Genomic DNA, 17,175 nt, shown 5'->3' with positions numbered 1-17,175 from the left:
GTCATAGCCAGAACGCCAACAGCGCCGCCAGCAGACAGAGGATCGCCAGCCAGGCCAGTATCTCGCGGCCGTGGCCGGTGCGCGGGGCCGGTGGGACGGGGGGCGCCTCGACCGGCGCGCTGGCCGGCGGGGGTGGGGGAGCCTCCTCGGGAGTCGGCTCCACGGTGTCGTCCACGTCGGCCAGGTGGTACACCCGGTAGCCGACCCCCTCGCTCTCGGTCGGCTCCGGCAACCCTTCGCCATCGAATCGCGCCGCCACCACCGTGATGTTGTCGGGCCCGCCGCGCTCGTTGGCCAGGTCGATGAGCTTGGAGCAGAGCGATGGGAGATCCTTCTGCTCCATGGCGACCTGGGCGAACTCCTCCCGCCGCACTGATCCCGAGAGTCCGTCGGAGCAGAGGATGAGTGTGTCGCCGCGGCGGAGGACCTGATGCGTGAGGTCTACCCGTACCCGCGGGTCCGGACCGAGCGCCTGCAGGATGATGTTGCGCCGCTCGCTCTGCTCGGCCTCCTCCTCGGTCAGCTCGCCGGCGTCCACCAGGCGCTGCATCAGGGACTGGTCCTTGGTCAGCTGAATCGCCTCGCCGTTGCGGACCAGATAGCCCCGGCTGTCGCCGATCTGGGCGACGTAGAGATCCTCGCCGAACACGCCCGCGGCGGTGACCGTCGTGCCCATGCCGCGGACCTCGGGATGCTCCCGGGCATAGCCGTAGATCTGCTCGTTGGCGAGCTCGACCGCCTCCTTCATTCGAAACGCAAAGCGCTCCGCGCTCGCGTCGGCGTCCCGGGCCCACGCAGTGGCCAGGTGACGATAGATCAGATCCGCCGCCATCGCGCTGGCCAGCTCACCCGCGGCGGCGCCGCCCATCCCGTCCGCCACCATGAACAGCGAGCCACGCGGGCCGATCTCGTGCTCGCGGACCTCCGGTTGCAGGCTGGCGTTGCCCGTGCTGAGATCAGCGACGAGAAAAGTGTCCTCGTTGTGCTCCCGGGTGCGTCCGAGGTCGGTCTTGCCGAAGACAGCGGCCCGGACAGGAGCTCGCGTCATGCGCAAGCAACAGCAGCGGCGAGAGTCACTCGCGAAATCCCTTCCTGGGGGTCCGCTCGATGGCAAGGGTGTCAGAATCTAGAGAGCGCTCCGAGGAGCGTCAACGTCCCTTTGCTGTAAGTCATAGTCAACGTGTACCTTGCAGCCATGGTCGCCAAACGATGCCTGGGATGGGTCGGGCTGCTTGCTCTGGCAGCCGCCTGCGCCCACCGGCCGGCCGTACCGGTACTGCCCAAGCGCGGCGGCCCGCCGCGTGCGCCCGCCGATTCCGCGGCGACCTCGGCTGCATTGCCGCCGGTTCCGGCGGCGCATGGTGCGCTCGACCTCCGGGTGGTGTATCCGCCGCCGGATGCGCTCCTCGAGCTGCGCGACTCCAGCTTTCTCCTGGGCTCGACCGGCACCGGGGAGGCCCGCCTCACGGTCAATGGAACGCCGGTGCACGTGTGGCCCAATGGAGCCTGGCTCGCCTGGCTCCCGTTCCCGCGGGACAGCCTCATGCAGTTCCAGCTCGAGGCTCGGACCGCGACCGATTCGGCGCGTCTGACCTACGTGGTCCACCGGCTCCTGCCGGATCGCGGGCGCCAGACCGTTGGAGCCGCCTGGGTCGATTCGCTCTCGCTGGCGCCGCGGGGGCAGGTCTGGGTGGCACGCGACGAGTATCTGAGCTTGAGCGCCAGCGCGGCCGAAGGGGCGCTCGTCCGCCTCCACTTGCCGGACGGCACGGTGGTCCCGCTGACGGCGGTGCCTCAGCCCGCGCCGGTGCCCACGGCGGTGCGAGTCTTCGACCGCGACACCACCAAGCTGGAGGCCCGGCTCCGGCGCGACAGCTACGTCGGTCTGCTCCGCGGCAGGCCAGTCGGTCCCGATCCCGGACCGGTCCTTCCCCGCGATCCGTTCCTCTCTCGCGTGCTGGCTCTGGCCGCAGGGCATTGTGGGGTGCAGCCGGACTGCCCTGCGGTCCTCCCGAGCATCCAACCGCCGGATTCCGCCTGGGCCCGGGTCGAGGTCATCGTCGGCAGCGACACGGCGCGGACACGCTGGCCACTGCAGGTCTCCCTGCTCGATACCGTGCCGGTCATCGCCCAGTTCAACGACGACACCTCGGGTCTGGGCACCAGCGACAGTCTCACGGTGGGTCGGGCACTCCCCGGCGGCACGTATCACTGGTTCTTCCCGACCGGCACCCGGGCGGAGGTGATCGGTCGCGAGAACGATGAGCTTCGAATCCGGCTCTCCGCCGAGTCCGACGCGTGGATCCCAGCCGCGGACGCTCGCCCGCTCCAGCGCGGCCTCCCGGTGCCCCGCGGAATCGTCGGATCGGTGCGACTCACGCCCCAGCCCGACCGCGTCACACTGCGGGTCCCGGTCACGCAACAGGTGCCGTTCGAGCTGGTGGAGAGCGATCATGCCCTGGTGCTCCACCTCTACGGCGTGGTGGGCGACGTGAACTGGGTGCGCTACGGGCCGAGCGACTCCCTCATCCGCCGGGTGACCTGGGGGCAGCCCGCCGCGGACGAGGTGACGCTCACGGTGGAGTTGGCCAACTCGCTGTGGGGCTACCGGACCCACTGGGAGAACGGCGATCTGCTGCTCGACGTGCGGCGCCCGCCCGCGATCGATGAGGCCGACCCGCTCAAGGGGCGGGTGATCGCCGTCGATCCGGGCCATCCACCCGCCGGTGCCACCGGTCCGACGGGTCTCAGGGAGGCCGTCGCCAACCTCGCGGTGGCGGAACGGCTCCGCGCTCTGCTCACGGCGGCGGGGGCCCACGTACTGATGACCCGGACGAGCGACACCCCGGTCGAGCTCTGGCCCCGGGTCCGGCAGGCGGAGCTGGGTGGCGCGGAGCTGCTGGTGTCGATCCACAACAACGCGTTGCCCGACGGGATCAATCCGTTCCTCAACAACGGCACCAGCGTGTATTACAATCAGTCTCGCAGCGTGCCGCTCGCGCGCGCGGTCCAGACCGAGCTGGTGCGGCAGCTGCGATTGCGGGACCTGGGCATCGGCCGGGGGGACCTGGCCCTGGTCCGCGGCACCTGGATGCCGTCGGTGCTCACGGAAGGACTGTTCATGATCCTGCCCGACCAGGAAGCCGCGCTCCGCGATCCACGCGGGCAGCAGCTCTATGCCCAGGCCGTGTTCGACGGCATCCGGAACTTTCTCCGCGAGCGCGCCCGCGAGGACTAGCGTCATGTGGAGGGTGGGCTCTCCCGGTCGTCTCCTACACCGGTGTCCCGCCCCGTCGCCCGAGGTGACGCCCCCGTGAGATGGTACCGCCGCCGAATGCCCGTTCGAGGGTCCAACTGATGGTCATCCTGTTCCCGCTCCGCCATCCGCCCGTCCCGCACCGCATCTCCGGTTTTACCCGGGGCTGCCTGATCGGATTGCTCGCCCTGGGCACCAGCGCGCCGGCGTCCCGGCTGCTCGCCCAGACGGCCCCCGACCGAGCCGACCTGGAGCGTTTTCGCGACTCGCTCGGCGGCACCGTCGACTCGACCGCCCTGCTGGCACTGGAGAAGCGGATGATCGAGACGGCGAAGGCCGATCGGAACAATGCCATGGGGCACCTCCGCCTCGGGTTTCTCTCGCTTCGCCTGGGCGAGCTGGGAGGCCAGGCCCATTACGACGACGCGGCGTCCGAGTTCCAATGGGCCATCGATCTGCAACCCAACTGGCCCTACTCCTGGTACGGCATGGGGCTGGCCGAATACGGGGTGGGCGATTCCCAGATCTCCTTCGTCACCGGGCTCAAGACCATGCTGGGGAAGGACGCCCTGACCCGCTCCGCCATGGCCCTCGCCAAGTCGGCGGAGGTGGATCCCGGGTTCGTACGCGGTCTGGTCGAGCTGGCCAACACCGCGCTGCGGCAGCGGGTGAACATCAAGCTGGGAGTGGCCCTGGACGCGTTACGCCGCGCAGCCTCCACTCCGGCCAGCAGCGATCCCCTCGTGCTCCTGGCGCGCGGCCGGGTGGAGCGCGAGGTGGGAGACGGGGATTCCGCGCTGGTGGCCTTCCAGGGATATCTGGCCCGCGGCAACAACCGGAGCCTGGGCCAGCTGGAGATCGCCCGCACCCTGTTCCTCCTGGGCCGCTTCGATGGTGCGGCTCCCTACTATGAAGGCGCCGCGCTCGACGATTCGGCCGGCATCGCCGGGTACCGTGCCGATCTCGCCACCATCGCGCCTGACAGCGTCATGCGTGAGTTCGACCAGGCCCACGGCGCCCAGCGGGCCGCCTACCTCAAACGATTCTGGACCCAGCGCGACCGGATCGATCTCCGGTCCGAGGGAGAGCGGCTGCGGGAGCACTACCGCCGGCTGTTCTACGCCCGAAAGAATTTCCAGCTCACCTCACTGAACCGCCACTACGATATCGTGGAGCGCTATCGCTCCGGGAGCCGCGACTTCGACGATCGTGGCGTGATCTACATCCGTCACGGGGAGCCCACCACCCGGGCCACCTACGCGGCACCGGGCCTCGAGCCCAACGAATCCTGGCGCTACAGCCGCCCCGAGGGCGACCTGATCTTCCATTTCGTTGCCCGGGAAGATGTGCAGGATTTCAAGCTGGTCGAGAGCCTGTTCGACGTGCTCGGCTTCAGCAGCACCATCGCGCTCCGGGGCGACCGAGCCGACCAGAACCCGATGGCCGAGCAGCTCATGGTCTCCCGCGAGCAGCTCTCGCCGATCTACCAGCGGCTGGAGAACGCCGGACAGATCGGCAGCAGCCGTTATCAGACGGAAGAGCGGCGGGTGGGCCAGGAGAGCATCGCGGAAGGGACCACCAGCGACAGCTACGAGCTCCGCTTCCCGGCCGAGCTCAAAGTGCAGACCGAAGTCCTCGCCGTGGGACACGACTCGGCCGGGAGCGAGGCCCAGATCGCCTATGCCATCGCGGGGAAGAGCCTGGAGCCGGTGACCGTCACCCGAGGCTTTCTCTACTCGGTCCGGGTGCGCTTCGCCGCCACCGATCGCTCGGGCCGGGTGGTGGCCTCGCTCGATTCCACCCGCCATTTCGTGGCCCCCGCTCCGGTGCCGGCGGAGGAGTACCTGGTCGGCCGGGTCTCGGTTCCGGTACCGGCCGGGCAGTACGAGTACCGGCTGGCCGTTCAGCAAGGCGAGGAATCCGGAGTCGTGCTCCCTCGGGATACCATCCGCATCGGCCAGCCGACGGCCAGCACGATCGCATTGAGCGATCTGGTGCTCGGCAACCGGTCGACCAACCTGCAGTGGAACCGCGGTCCCGGCGACACCGTCCTGTTCAACCCGCTGCACACGTTCAAGCGCACCGAGGATATGGAGCTGTACTACGAGGTCGAGGGACTGGAAAGCGGGAGTCCGTACTCGGTGCGGGTGGCCGTGCGTCGTCAGGGCGGGGGCGGGGGAATCTTCAAGAAGATCTTCGGCGGCGGCTCCGCCGCCCTGAGTCTCAAGTTCGACGCGCACGCCACCTCCCTGGTCGAGTCGGCCCACAGGATCCTCAAGCTCGAGAGTCTCAAGCCGGGCACGTACACACTAGAAGTCCTGCTGACCGACGGCGCCGGCCGCAAGGACCGCCGGGAACAGACGTTCAAGGTCGTGGCGGATTGACGCTGGGCTGGACCGCGCGGTCGACGAGGTCTGGAAAACAGCCGACCCCTCTTGGATTCCCAAGAGGGGTCGTCCTTCGAGCGCCTGGGAACCAGGGCCTTACATCGGCCAGGCCGCCGGGCGGGCATGGGTGAGCACCAGGAGCGGCTGGACCAGCGTCTCGGCCTTGACCAGCGCCTCGACCTGAACCAGGTGCTGGGTGATGCCGGCGGTGGTGTCGAAGGTCGCGATGTGCATCAGCAGGGATGACAGCGGGTGGTCGGCCGGATCGGCCTTGCTGCCTTCGGCGGAGTCCACGGGGCTGCCGGCGCCCAGGGTGATCCGGGCGTGGCCGAACAGCCAGAGCGAGGCGCCATCCAGGGACCTGAGCAACCGCTCATTCAGGGCCAGGCTCTCGCCGTGCAGGGTGATCAGCCCCAGCGTGGGGTGATCACTGTAACGCCGGGAATGGACCACGAAGCCATAGGTGAAGGCAGGATCCTGACCGGCGGCACGGCGCAGGGCGGCGCGGAGCTTCTGCTGGCTGAAGGCGATCGTGTGATACGGTACCACGGGCTCTCCGCTGGAACGATGGGGATGGCTGGACCGGGAATGAGGCGCCAGAAGCCGGGCACTCGGCGCGCGATGTGCATGTGCCGTGCCACAAGTCTCTCGGGGCACGCGGTGGAGTGAGGACGGCAGCGCTCATGCCGTCCGCAAGGGCTCTCGCGATACGCCACGAGATCCGCTTGACTCCCTAAGCCGGAAGGGTAGCTTGCCCCCATGTTCTGCTCCCGCTGCGGAAGCGAGATCACCGGAAAATCGAAGTTCTGCCCCTCCTGCGGTCTCGACCTCATGGCCACCACCCCGGTTCACGCCATCGCCACCGGGGCGCTCCATGAGACCGATCTCGTCCGGGAGGCGCTGGCCGCCGAGTACGATATCGTCGAGGAGCTGGGCCGCGGGGGCATGGCCATGGTGTATCGCGCCCGGGATCGCCAGCTCGAGCGCGAAGTGGCGATCAAGGTCCTGCCGTTCTCGCTGGCGTTCGACGCCGAGTTCGTGGAGCGGTTCCAGCGCGAGGCGCGCACCGCGGCCCAGCTCGAGCATCCCAACATCATTTCGATCTACCGGGTGGGTCGCGCTGGCCGGGTCATCTACTTCGTGATGAAGTTCCTGCGGGGCGGCTCGTTATCCACCGTCCTCGGAGAGCGGAAGAAGAAGCTCACCCCACCCGAGATCCGGCGGCTGCTGCTGGAGGCAGGAAGCGCCCTGGGCTACGCGGCGCAGCGCGGCATCGTGCACCGCGACATCAAGCCCGACAACATCATGTTCGACGAGTTCGGTCAGTGCGTGCTGACCGACTTCGGCATCGCCAAGGCCGCGTCGGGCCAGAAGCTCACCGGGACGGGGATGTCCATCGGCACGCCCCACTACATGAGTCCGGAGCAGGCGCGGGCCCAGAGCATCGACGGGCGGAGCGACATCTACAGCCTGGGCGTGGTGGCCTACCAGTGCCTCACTGGCACCGTCCCCTACGACGGGGAAGACAGCTTTTCAATCGGCTACAAGCACATCACCGAGCCCATCCCGACACCATCGCTGATCACCGCGGACGAGCGGCGGATCTTCGAGGTGATCAAGCGCATGCTCATGAAGGACCCGGCCGATCGGTTCCAGAGCTGCGAAGAGCTGGTGGCTTCGATTCAGGGACAGCCCACCGCGGCACCCGGGGCGATGCGCGCCTCGGCAGTGGCGGCGGGTGTCGGGTCCGGCGGCCGGCCCTCGGCATCGGCGAGCCCGATCGCCGGTGGGCCGCCGATCATCGTGAGTCAGCCCACCACCCCGCTCGAGTCGCCGCTGGTGAACCGGCGGGTTACCCCGCTGGAGCGGCGGGACCTGCCGCGCCGGGTGGCCGACCGCTCGTTGGCCATGCGAGGGGGTTCATCCGGCTGGACCTGGCTCTGGGTGGTCCTGGCGATCCTGGGGGGCGGAGGCGGCGGCCTCTACTATTACAAGGCTCACGGCTTCGCCGCGGGGCAGGGCGTCGCGGCCGACTCCGCCGCTCTGGCGCCGGCCGATACCGGGGCTCGGCGGGATACCACCGCCGCGAGCACCCCGGCGCCGCGTCCCGATCCCGCGCCGAGCCCAGTTGCGCCGTCCTCGTCCGCTCCCGCTCCCGTGGTCCGGACCCCGCCTCGGCCACCCGATGCGCCGGCCAACCTCGGCGACTCCACGCCGAGCGGCGGGACCGGACCGGTCGACAGTGGAGGGATCCGCATTGTGGGCCTGCCGCGGGGCTCCACCGTGATGATCGATGAGCGGCCGGTGAGCGAGCCGGTCACCCGGCTGGCGCCGGGCCCCCACGCGGTCGGGGTGTCGGCGCCGCGATTCAATTTCTACTCCGACACCTTCGTGGTCCGTCCGGGAGAGATCCAGGAGATCACTCCTCCGCTCTCGCCGATCGGCTCGCCCGAGCTTCCTCGCCGCCGCGCGCCCATCCTCCAGCGGCTGGCTGGCCGGTGCACTCCGGGCCCGGGGTACAACTCCGACGCGAGCTGCTTCGACGAGCGCCCCAAGCCGGTCAACCCGCCCTTCGTGCCGTTGCCGGACGAGGTCACCGACACGCCCCGGCCATCACTCCTCTGGGTCAAGGTGTCGGTCGAGGGCCGCACGGTGGACGTGAAGTCGATCCGACCGTCGAACGACACCACCTTCGAGCGGGCGGTGCGCAACTTCGTGTGGACGGTCTCCTGGCATCCCGCGCTCAAGGAGGGGGCCCCGGTCGAGGCGTGGACCCAGATGCTGTTCCCGCCGGCCCCCCAATGAGCGGCGGGATTCATCCCACCGCCTTCATCGCTCCCACCGCATCCGTCATGGGCGACGTCACGCTCGGCGCCGAGGCGAGCGTCTGGTATGGCGCCGTCCTCCGTGGCGACATGGCGCCGATCATCATCGGTCCCCAGACCAACCTGCAGGACGGCGCCATCGTCCATGTGGACGAGGGCGAGCCCTGTACCATCGGGGCGCGCGTCGGCGTCGGCCACCGGGTCATCCTGCACGGGTGCACGGTCGAGGACGAGTGTCTCGTGGGGATGGGGAGTATCCTGCTCAACCAGGTGCGAATCGGCGCCGGCAGTGTCGTGGCGGCCGGCGCGGTGATCCCGGAGGGCATGCAGGTGCCGCCCCGCTCGCTGGTCATGGGCGTGCCGGGACGGATCGTGCGCCCGGTCGACGCGGCGCTGAGCGAGCGGGTGGCCGTGACGTGGGCGCACTACGTGGAGCAGGCGCGCGCGCACCGCGCCGGCCGGTATCCACTGCGCGAGGCCACCCGCGGCGGCTGAGCCGCGGTCTCCGTCTGGCTGATCGGCAGTCATCGTTTTCCTTCCACAACTCGAGCACACGGTATCCACGTTTTCCACAGCGGGAGACGTGGTTATCTTTGTGATGTGGGCAGCGGCATCGCACGCAGCTACGGGCTCTTGCCGTGGTATTGTGTGGGCTTCGAGCTTGGCCTACTTTGGCCTTCCGTTTTGGAGCTGAGTCGTACGATGCGGGTCGACGCCGTCGCGGCATCCTCCTTCTTTCCAACTTGCATGCGGGGAACTTCATGAATTCGTCCACCCCACGGGACGCGGTCCGGCTGTCACCCAATGCCATCACGGTTCTCGAGAAGCGGTATCTCATCAAGGATGACGCCGGCAAGCCGGTGGAGGCCCCCGAGGACTTGTTCTGGCGTGTGGCCCGGACCATTGCGGAGGCGGACCGCCGCTACGGCGCGTCGGTTGGTGGGGTTGACGAGGTCGCCCATGCGTTCTTCGGACTGATGGCCGAGCGGTACTTCGTGCCCAACTCGCCGACGCTGATGAACGCCGGCCGGCCCCTCGGCCAGCTATCCGCCTGCTTCGTGCTGCCGGTGGAGGATTCGCTCTCCAACGGCAAGAGCGGGATCTACGACACGCTGCGCGCCATGGCGCTGGTGCATCAGTCCGGCGGCGGCACCGGGTTCAGCTTTTCCCGGCTCCGGCCCAAGAACGACATCGTGCGCTCCACCATGGGCGTGGCGTCTGGTCCGGTCTCCTTCATGAGCCTGTTCGATGCCTCCACCGACGTCGTCAAGCAGGGCGGCACCCGGCGTGGGGCCAACATGGGCATCCTCCGGGTGGACCATCCGGACATCATGGAGTTCATCACCTGTAAGGATGACACCAGCAAGATCACCAACTTCAACATCTCGGTCGCGGTCACCGACGCCTTCATGGCGGCAGTCGAGGCCGAAGCCATGTACGATCTGCACCATCCCAAGACGGGAAAGGTCACCGGCCAGCTGCCGGCACGCGACGTGTGGACCCGGATCATCCATGGCGCCTGGAAGACCGGCGAGCCCGGCGTCTTCTTCATCGACAAGGCCAACTATTACAATCCGGTTCCCCACCTCGGCTCCTACGAGGCCACCAATCCCTGCGGCGAGCAGCCCCTCCTCCCGTACGACGTCTGCAATCTCGGATCGATCAACCTCGGCGTCTTCGTGAAGGACGGTCAGATCGACTGGGACGATCTGCGGCGCGTGGTGCACCTCTCGACCCATTTCCTGGAGAACGTGATCGACGCCAACCAGTATCCGCTCCAGGAGATCACCGATCTGGCGCAGCGGATCCGGCGGATCGGTCTGGGCGTGATGGGGCTGGCCGATCTCTTCGTCAAGCTCGGCATCCCCTACGACTCCGAGGAGGGCGTAGCGCTGGGGCGCAAGGTGCAGCAGTTCGTGGACGACGAGGCCAAGGTCGAGTCGGAGCGGCTGGCCCGCGAGCGCGGCGTCTTCCCCGAGTGGGAGCGCAGCATCTGGGGTCCCGACCAGACCTGCGCCCGCGGCCCCAAGGGCGAGCGCGTGCGGCCCATGCGCCGGCTCAGGAACTGCAACGTCACCACCGTCGCGCCGACCGGCACCATCTCCATCATCGCCGGGTGCAGCTCGGGCATCGAGCCGCTCTTCGCCGTAGCCTTCATGCGGAACCAGGCCGGCGTGCTCATGCCCGATGTGAACGAGGACTTCGTGGCGATCGCCCGGGCCGAGGGATGGTATTCGGACGATCTCATGCGGCGGATCGCGGAGGCCGGGCACATCGACTTCCCCGAGGTGCCGGCCAAGTGGCAGCGCGTGTTCGTCACTGCCAATCACATCAAGCCCGAATGGCACATCCGGATGCAGGCGGCGTTCCAGGAGTTCAACGACAGCGCCATCTCCAAGACCTGCAACTTCGCCAACGAGGCCACCGAGGAGTACGTCGAGGAGATCTACCGTCTGGCCTACCGGCTCAACTGCAAGGGCGTCACGGTTTACCGCGATGGCAGCCGGGACATGCAGGTGCTCTCCACCGGCTCGGTCGCCAAGAAGGTCCATGAGCAGGCCACCTCCAGCGGCAAGTCGGAGGCGCGGGCGGACCTCGCGGGAATGCGGGCAGGCGGAGCGGAGGCCCTGCCCGAGCTCAAGGGGCAGCTCGCCGAGCTCGAGGCCGAGAACGAGCGGCTGCGGAAGATGGTGCACGAGCTGGAGGCGGAGAACCTGCAGCGGCGGCAGAAGCGCTCCCGCCCCGAGCTGCTCCGGGGTGCCACCCGCCGGCTGGAGACGCCACTGGGCACGCTGTACGTTACCATCACCGAGGACGATCGGGGGCAGCCGTTCGAGGTGTTCATGAGCCTGGGCAAGGCCGGCGGCGCGTTGATGGCCGATGTCGAGGCGCTCGGCCGGCTCATCAGCCTGGCCCTCCGGTCCGGCATTCCGATGAAGGAGATCTACCGGCAGCTTCGCGGGATCAGCTCCGACCGGGTCATCGGTCTCGGGCCCAACAAGGTGCTCTCTGTGCCCGATGCCGTCGGTATCGCCATCGAGCGGTGGATGCAGCAGAAGCAGGGCATCCAGCAGGAGCTCCTGCCCGGTGCGCCCGCCGCGGCGGAGCCGGCTCCCGTCGTGGCGCAGCGGCCTTCATACGCTGGTCCCGGCGGCGAACAGATGATGCTGGGAGGGATGCAGGACACCCTCTCCGGCGCCTGCCCCGACTGCGGCTCGCAGCTCGAGTTCGCCGAGGGGTGCATGAAGTGCCACGTGTGCGGCTTCAGCGAGTGCGGGTGATCGTGGTCATCCGCAGGTAGCTCGATTGACGTAACCGACTCGAGGAGCGCACGGGTGGTGCCCCAACGGGATGTCCGGCTCAGGCCGGGCGTCCCGTTGCCTCGTTCAGGCCGTCCTCCCCCCTTGCGACCGATGCCCCCGGCCGCGGTTAGATTTGATCCATGCCTTCTCCCGGGGCGCCTCAGCACGTTCTCGTCGTCGATGATGAGCCCGCCGTGCGGCGTTTCGCCGCCCGCGCCCTGGAAGGCGAGGGCTACCACGTGACCACCGCGAAGGATGGCGTGGAGGCGCTCGAGCTGGTCGGCGACCCACAGCGGCGGCTCGGCCTCGTCGTAACGGACGTCATCATGCCCCGGCTCGACGGGGTCGAGCTGCTCCGGACCCTGTCCGAGTCCCATCCCGCCCTGCCGATCATCCTGATGTCGGGGTATGCCACCGATCATCTGGCCGGTGCTGGCGTGGTCGCTCCGTGTGCCGTGCTGGGCAAGCCCTTTTCGGTCGAGGCCCTGCTGGGGCAGGTGCGTCGCTGCCTGGGAGGTGCGCCGCGGCGCCCCGCTCCGCGCGGCACCACCAGTGGACCCCGCCGGGTCAGGCGACCGTAGTGACTTCGACCCTGGACGTGGCGCGCCGGTGCGAGCCATAATGCAGGTGGATCGTCGCTTCACCTCACCCATGGCCTTGTGAGAGGTACGACATGTCGGCTGACCAGCAGGGCGACACCCTCAAGCCCGTGACCCCCGCGCGGGTGGCGGAGGAGCTCCGCAAGCTCGCGGCCCAGCGCACCAGTGGGGACCTCAAGGCGGACGAGTACGAGCACCGCTTCTCTCGCATGATCAGCGAGCTGCGGGATCGGCGGATCGATGGCTCCCGCGCCGAGATCCTGGCGACCCTGAGCCCCTTGCTGGAGCAGGGGATCCTGGGCGCCGACGACTGGCGCCGGCTCACCAGGCAGTTGGGGCTGGCGTGAAGTCGGCGGTCACCGGGCTCGGAGGCCGGTGAACCTCCGCCCGCTCGGACCGGACGGCCCGCCGGTCACCGCCATCGGCTACGGCGGGATGCATCTCTCCATTCAGGACCGACCCCCGGAGGCGCAGGCGTTGGCGGTCCTCCGCGTCGTGCTAGATGCCGGCGTGACTCTCCTGGACACCGCCGACGCGTACTGCTTGGACCAGCACGATGTCGGTCACAACGAGCGGCTGATCGCCCGGGCGCTCCGGACCTGGGGCGGGGATCGCGGAACCGTGCAGGTGGCAACCAAGGGCGGGATCGTCCGGCGGAACGGCGCCTGGGAGAGCGACGCCCGACCGGCGCACCTCCGGGCCGCCTGCGATCGCTCCCTCCGGGCGCTCGAGGTCGAGCAGATCGATCTCTACCAGCTCCACGCACCCGACCCGAGAGTGCCGTTCGCCGAGAGCATCGGCGCCCTGGAGGAGCTGCGCCGGGAGGGCAAGGTCCGCCGGGTCGGCTTGTCCAACGTCTCGGTCGAGCAGATCCGGACGGCCGAGTCGATCCTCCCGGTCACCAGCGTGCAGAACCGGCTCAATCCGTTCTTTCGGGAGGCCCTGACGACGGGGGTGCTGCGTCACTGCACCGGGCGAGGCATCGGGTTTCTCGCCTACAGTCCCACCGGCGGCGGCCGGCTCAACCGCAAGCTCCCCGCCCATCCGGTCCTGCAGGCGATGGCAGCCCGAGTCGGCGCGTCGCCCCACGCGCTGGTGCTGGCCTGGGTCCTGGCACAGTCGCCAGCGGTGATCGCGATTCCGAGCGCGCGCACGGTGGCGCACGCGTTGGACGCCATCGGGGCCGCCGATCTCACCCTCACGCCCGCCGATCTGGCTGCCATCGACGCGGCCGAGTTCTCGACGGCGCCCTAGCCCGCGCCGGTCCCGCGCTATTGCCAGCGGACCAGGGTTGCGCCGACCGTGAATCCCGCTCCCACCGCCACGAACACCACCAGGTCTCCGCGCTTGATGCGTCCGTGGCACAGCGCGTCTTCCAGTGCGAGTGGGAGCGTCGCCCCGGTGGTGTTGCCGTAGCGCGCGATCACCGACGCCATCCGCTCAGCCGGCAGCCCCAACCGCTCGGCGGTGGCATCGAGAATCCGCTGGTTTGCCTGATGGGGAATGACCAGCGCGATGTCGGCGGGGGTGAGCTGGTGCCGGCCCAGCAGAATCTCGATGCACTCGGTCATCTGGGAGATGGCGAACTTGAAGACCACCCGTCCATTCTGGCGCAGGAAATGTTGCCGGGCGGTAACGGTCGCCGTGCTGGCGGGATGCAGACTCCCTCCGGCGGGCATCAGCAGATCGTCTCGACCACTCCCGTCCACCCGGTGGTAGAAGTCCAGGATTCCGAAACCTGGCTCGGCCCGTTCCAGCAGCACCGCGCCGGCGCCGTCGCCAAACAGGACGGCCGTGGTCCGGTCGAGCGGGTCGATGATCGCACTCATCAGGTCGGCCCCCACCACGATCACCCGCCGGTGCGCGCCGGCCACCACCATCTGCGCGCCGGTCGTAAGGGCGTAGAGGAAGCCGGAGCAGGCCGCCGAGAGGTCGAATCCCCAGGTGTTCCGCAACCCGACCTGATCCTGGATCAGACAGGCGGTAGCCGGGAAGAGCATGTCGGGACTGACCGTCGCCACGATCAGTGCGCCCACGTCGTCCGGTCCCAGACCGCGTTGCGCCATCAGTCGGCGCACCGCCTCCGCGCCCATCGTGGAGGTGGTTTCGCCCGGCGCGCCCCGCCGGCGCTCGCGGATGCCGGTGCGGGTCACGATCCACTCGTCCGAGGTGTCCAGCCGGGCAGCGAGCTCGAGGTTGGTCACCACCCGTGCCGGCACGTACCCGCCCACGCCGGTGATGGCGGCCCGGGGAGTGACAGACTCGGGGTTCGGAGGCATCCCCGAATTTCGCGGAGGTCGGGAACCCCGCGCAAGAACGCCCTTGGCGCGGAGTTATATTCCGGCGATGCCACCCTTTCCCCGACGCCGGACCGTTACCGCCTCGATCGGCGGTGTTCCCGTGGGTTCGGCGCACCCGATCGTGGTCCAGTCGATGACCAACACCGACACGGCCGATGTCGCGAGCACGGTCCAGCAGGTGGCCGAGCTGGGCCGGGCCGGGAGCGAGCTGGTGCGGGTGACAGTCAACAACGAGGCGGCGGCGGCGGCGGTGCCCGAGATCGTCGAGCAGCTCGAGGGCATGGGCGTCACGGTGCCGATCGTGGGCGACTTCCACTACAACGGCCATCTGCTGCTGACCCGCTATCCCGCCTGCGCGGAGGCGCTGGCCAAGTACCGGATCAACCCGGGGAACGTGGGTGGGAAGCGGCACGACGAGCACTTCCGCGCCATCGTGGAGGTGGCGATTGCCAACGACAAGCCGGTACGGATCGGGGTCAACTGGGGCTCGCTCGACCAGCAGCTGCTGACGGAGATGATGGACGCGAACGCGCGGCTGGCCACGCCGCGAGACACCCGCGCGGTCACCATGGATGCGATGGTCGAGAGCGCGCTCCAGTCCGCCGAGCTCGCCGAAGACACCGGGCTGCCCCACGACCGCATCGTGCTCAGCGCGAAAGTGTCGGGGGTGCAGGACCTGGTCGATGTCTACCGGATGCTTGCCGGCCGGTGCGACTACCCGTTGCATCTCGGTCTCACCGAGGCCGGGCTCGGATCCAAGGGGATCATCGCGAGCACGGCCGGGCTCAGCATTCTGCTGGAGGAGGGAATCGGGGATACCATCCGCGTCTCTCTCACGCCCGCCCCCGGCGGTGACCGTACGGAAGAGGTCCAGGTGGCCCAGCAGGTGCTCCAGTCGCTCGGCCTCAGGAGCTTCAGCCCGCAGGTGACCAGCTGTCCCGGCTGCGGCCGAACCACCAGCACCTTCTTTCAGCAGATGGCCCAGGAGATTCAGGACTATCTCCGCGCCAAGATGCCGGTGTGGCGGGAGGAGCGACCCGGGGTGGCGGAGATGAAGGTCGCCGTCATGGGTTGCGTTGTGAACGGGCCTGGCGAATCCAAGCACGCCGACATCGGCATCTCCCTCCCGGGGACGTTCGAGGAGCCCAAGGCGCCGGTGTACATCGATGGCCGGCTCATGCTGACGCTGAAAGGTGAGGCGATCGTGCCCGAGTTCCTCCAGATCCTCGAGGACTACGTGGCCAGCCGCTATGACGCGCACTCGGTCGCTCCCCGGGCCGGGTGACGTGTCCCACACCCAGCTCGTCGCCGGTCTCGACTCCACGCTCCGCGAGCAGCCGCTGGTGGCGATTCCGCTGCTCTTTGGCGCCGGCCTCGCGACCAGTCTCACACCCTGCGTCTACCCGATGATCCCCATCACGGCGGGCGTGCTGAGTGGGCTGGGCACCCGCCGGCCGGCGCGCGCTCGGGCGGTGGCGCTGACCCTGTCCTACGTCACGGGCTTGGCGCTGGTCTACTCGCTGCTCGGCCTGCTTGCCGGGCTGACGGGTACGCTCTTCGGCACGGTCAGCTCGAGCCCCTGGGCGTACTTTCTGACGGCCAATCTGCTGCTGGTGTTCGGCCTGGCCATGCTGGACGTCTTTACCGTGAGCGCACCGGCGCGTTGGGCCGCGTGGGCCGGCCGACTGGTGGGTGACTCCCCCGCCGCCGCGTTCGCGATGGGCGCCGCCTCGGGACTGGTGGCCGCTCCCTGCGGCGCGCCGGCCTTCGCTGCGGTGCTCACCTTCGTGGCGAGGAGCGGCAGTGCGGCGCTGGGCTTTCTCTATCTGCTGGTGTTCTCCCTGGGAATGACGGCGCTCCTGGTCGCGGTCGGCCTGTTCGGTGGGCTGGTGACGGCCTTGCCGCGGGCAGGCCGATGGATGGTCTGGATCAAGCGAGCAGGGGGCGTGCTCCTGATCGGGATGGCCGAGTACTACCTGGTGCGGATGGGAGGCGTCCTGTGAGGCGGTGGCGCGAGGTCCTCGTAGTTGGCGCGGCTCTGGCCGGTCTCGCAGGCCCGGTGGCCGGGCAGGATGCCGGCATAGCGGTCGGCGCCAAGGCCCCCGCGGTGTCGGTCGACGACCTCGACGGCAAGCCGGTCGATCTGGCTCAGTTCATCGGCCGGAAGCCCGTGCTGTTGGAGTTCTGGGCCACCTGGTGCGAGCTCTGCAAGGAGCTGCTTCCCCGGGTCGAGGCGGCGCACCAGGAGTTCGGCGATCGCGTGGAATTCATCGGCGTGAACGTCACCGTGAACCAGACCCCCACGCGGGTGCGCCGGTATCTGGCCACCGATCACCCTCCTTTCCGCACCCTCTACGACGATCAGGGTACCAGCATCCGCGCCTACCAAGTGCCGTCCACCTCCTATGTCGTCGTGGTGGATGCCGCGGGGAAGGTGGCCTACACCGGCCTCGGCGGCACCCAGGACATCGCTGCCGTGCTTCGCCGAGTCACCGAGCACCGATAA

At 68.9% G+C, this 17,175-nt stretch carries 14 protein-coding genes; 11 read left to right on the top strand and 3 right to left on the bottom strand.

What is annotated here, in order from left to right; translation table 11 throughout:
- Position 1: 1 nt before the first annotated feature.
- Entirely contained in the window at positions 2-1,048 is a 1,047-nt protein-coding gene (locus tag VHR41_03990) for a Stp1/IreP family PP2C-type Ser/Thr phosphatase (protein ID HEX3233329.1), read from the bottom strand.
- A gap of 147 nt (positions 1,049-1,195) precedes the next feature.
- On the opposite strand from VHR41_03990, the gene VHR41_03985 reads away from it, so the two are divergent.
- Entirely contained in the window at positions 1,196-3,238 is a 2,043-nt protein-coding gene (locus VHR41_03985; protein HEX3233328.1) for an N-acetylmuramoyl-L-alanine amidase, read from the top strand.
- 119 nt (positions 3,239-3,357) lie between these two features.
- A complete protein-coding gene (locus VHR41_03980) occupies positions 3,358-5,640 on the top strand; it encodes a GWxTD domain-containing protein (protein HEX3233327.1) in 2,283 nt (760 codons plus the stop codon).
- A gap of 99 nt (positions 5,641-5,739) precedes the next feature.
- Here the strand turns inward: VHR41_03980 and VHR41_03975 are convergent, their stop codons facing one another.
- Positions 5,740-6,192 carry a hypothetical protein gene (locus tag VHR41_03975; GenBank protein HEX3233326.1) on the bottom strand — a complete coding sequence of 151 codons (453 nt, stop codon included), beginning with the start codon at positions 6,190-6,192 and terminating at the stop codon, positions 5,740-5,742.
- 210 nt (positions 6,193-6,402) lie between these two features.
- Between VHR41_03975 and VHR41_03970 the strand changes: the two genes are divergently transcribed.
- From VHR41_03970 to VHR41_03945, 6 genes are all read left to right on the top strand, one after another.
- Positions 6,403-8,448 carry a protein kinase gene (locus VHR41_03970; protein ID HEX3233325.1) on the top strand — a complete coding sequence of 682 codons (2,046 nt, stop codon included), beginning with the start codon at positions 6,403-6,405 and terminating at the stop codon, positions 8,446-8,448.
- Positions 8,445-8,963 (top strand): gamma carbonic anhydrase family protein, encoded by a 519-nt coding sequence (locus VHR41_03965; GenBank protein ID HEX3233324.1) that lies wholly within the window; start codon positions 8,445-8,447, stop codon positions 8,961-8,963. Before VHR41_03970 ends, VHR41_03965 begins: the two co-directional genes overlap by 4 nt.
- A gap of 266 nt (positions 8,964-9,229) precedes the next feature.
- Positions 9,230-11,749, top strand: coding sequence for a vitamin B12-dependent ribonucleotide reductase (locus VHR41_03960; protein HEX3233323.1), 2,520 nt, complete (start codon positions 9,230-9,232; stop codon positions 11,747-11,749).
- Positions 11,750-11,910: 161 nt separating this feature from the next.
- Entirely contained in the window at positions 11,911-12,351 is a 441-nt protein-coding gene (locus VHR41_03955) for a response regulator (GenBank protein ID HEX3233322.1), read from the top strand.
- Between the two features lie 92 nt (positions 12,352-12,443).
- Entirely contained in the window at positions 12,444-12,716 is a 273-nt protein-coding gene (locus tag VHR41_03950; GenBank protein ID HEX3233321.1) for a hypothetical protein, read from the top strand.
- A 28-nt stretch (positions 12,717-12,744) separates the two neighbouring features.
- A complete protein-coding gene (locus VHR41_03945; GenBank protein ID HEX3233320.1) occupies positions 12,745-13,623 on the top strand; it encodes an aldo/keto reductase in 879 nt (292 codons plus the stop codon).
- A 17-nt stretch (positions 13,624-13,640) separates the two neighbouring features.
- Here VHR41_03945 and VHR41_03940 read toward each other — a convergent pair whose 3' ends face one another.
- Positions 13,641-14,648 (bottom strand): beta-ketoacyl-ACP synthase III, encoded by a 1,008-nt coding sequence (locus VHR41_03940; protein ID HEX3233319.1) that lies wholly within the window; start codon positions 14,646-14,648, stop codon positions 13,641-13,643.
- A gap of 67 nt (positions 14,649-14,715) precedes the next feature.
- On the opposite strand from VHR41_03940, the gene ispG reads away from it, so the two are divergent.
- The 3 genes from ispG to VHR41_03925 are packed head-to-tail and all read left to right on the top strand — an operon-like array spanning position 14,716 to position 17,175.
- Positions 14,716-15,954: a flavodoxin-dependent (E)-4-hydroxy-3-methylbut-2-enyl-diphosphate synthase gene (ispG, locus tag VHR41_03935; protein ID HEX3233318.1), complete on the top strand. Its 1,239-nt coding sequence runs from the start codon at positions 14,716-14,718 to the stop codon at positions 15,952-15,954.
- On the top strand, positions 15,920-16,672 hold the full coding sequence (locus tag VHR41_03930; GenBank protein HEX3233317.1) for a cytochrome c biogenesis protein CcdA: 753 nt from the start codon (positions 15,920-15,922) through the stop codon (positions 16,670-16,672). The genes ispG and VHR41_03930 overlap by 35 nt, the downstream gene beginning before the upstream one ends.
- On the top strand, positions 16,669-17,175 hold the full coding sequence (locus VHR41_03925; protein HEX3233316.1) for a TlpA disulfide reductase family protein: 507 nt from the start codon (positions 16,669-16,671) through the stop codon (positions 17,173-17,175). Before VHR41_03930 ends, VHR41_03925 begins: the two co-directional genes overlap by 4 nt.

The organism is Gemmatimonadales bacterium (assembly GCA_036265815.1).
Taxonomy (GTDB): Bacteria; Gemmatimonadota; Gemmatimonadetes; order Gemmatimonadales; family GWC2-71-9; genus CAVVWJ01.
This window is presented reverse-complemented; position numbering and strand designations above follow the sequence as displayed.

Bases quoted from the DNA above. Each gene is read 5' to 3' on its own strand.
- ispG (HEX3233318.1), top strand. From the start codon at position 14,716: ATGCCACCCTTTCCCCGACGCCGGACCGTTACCGCCTCGATCGGCGGT.
- VHR41_03930 (HEX3233317.1), top strand. From the start codon at position 15,920: ATGACGCGCACTCGGTCGCTCCCCGGGCCGGGTGACGTGTCCCACACC.
- VHR41_03950 (HEX3233321.1), top strand. From the start codon at position 12,444: ATGTCGGCTGACCAGCAGGGCGACACCCTCAAGCCCGTGACCCCCGCG.
- VHR41_03990 (HEX3233329.1), bottom strand. From the start codon at position 1,048: ATGACGCGAGCTCCTGTCCGGGCCGCTGTCTTCGGCAAGACCGACCTC.
- VHR41_03970 (HEX3233325.1), top strand. From the start codon at position 6,403: ATGTTCTGCTCCCGCTGCGGAAGCGAGATCACCGGAAAATCGAAGTTC.
- VHR41_03955 (HEX3233322.1), top strand. From the start codon at position 11,911: ATGCCTTCTCCCGGGGCGCCTCAGCACGTTCTCGTCGTCGATGATGAG.
- VHR41_03980 (HEX3233327.1), top strand. From the start codon at position 3,358: ATGGTCATCCTGTTCCCGCTCCGCCATCCGCCCGTCCCGCACCGCATC.
- VHR41_03940 (HEX3233319.1), bottom strand. From the start codon at position 14,648: ATGCCTCCGAACCCCGAGTCTGTCACTCCCCGGGCCGCCATCACCGGC.
- VHR41_03960 (HEX3233323.1), top strand. From the start codon at position 9,230: ATGAATTCGTCCACCCCACGGGACGCGGTCCGGCTGTCACCCAATGCC.
- VHR41_03985 (HEX3233328.1), top strand. From the start codon at position 1,196: ATGGTCGCCAAACGATGCCTGGGATGGGTCGGGCTGCTTGCTCTGGCA.
- VHR41_03965 (HEX3233324.1), top strand. From the start codon at position 8,445: ATGAGCGGCGGGATTCATCCCACCGCCTTCATCGCTCCCACCGCATCC.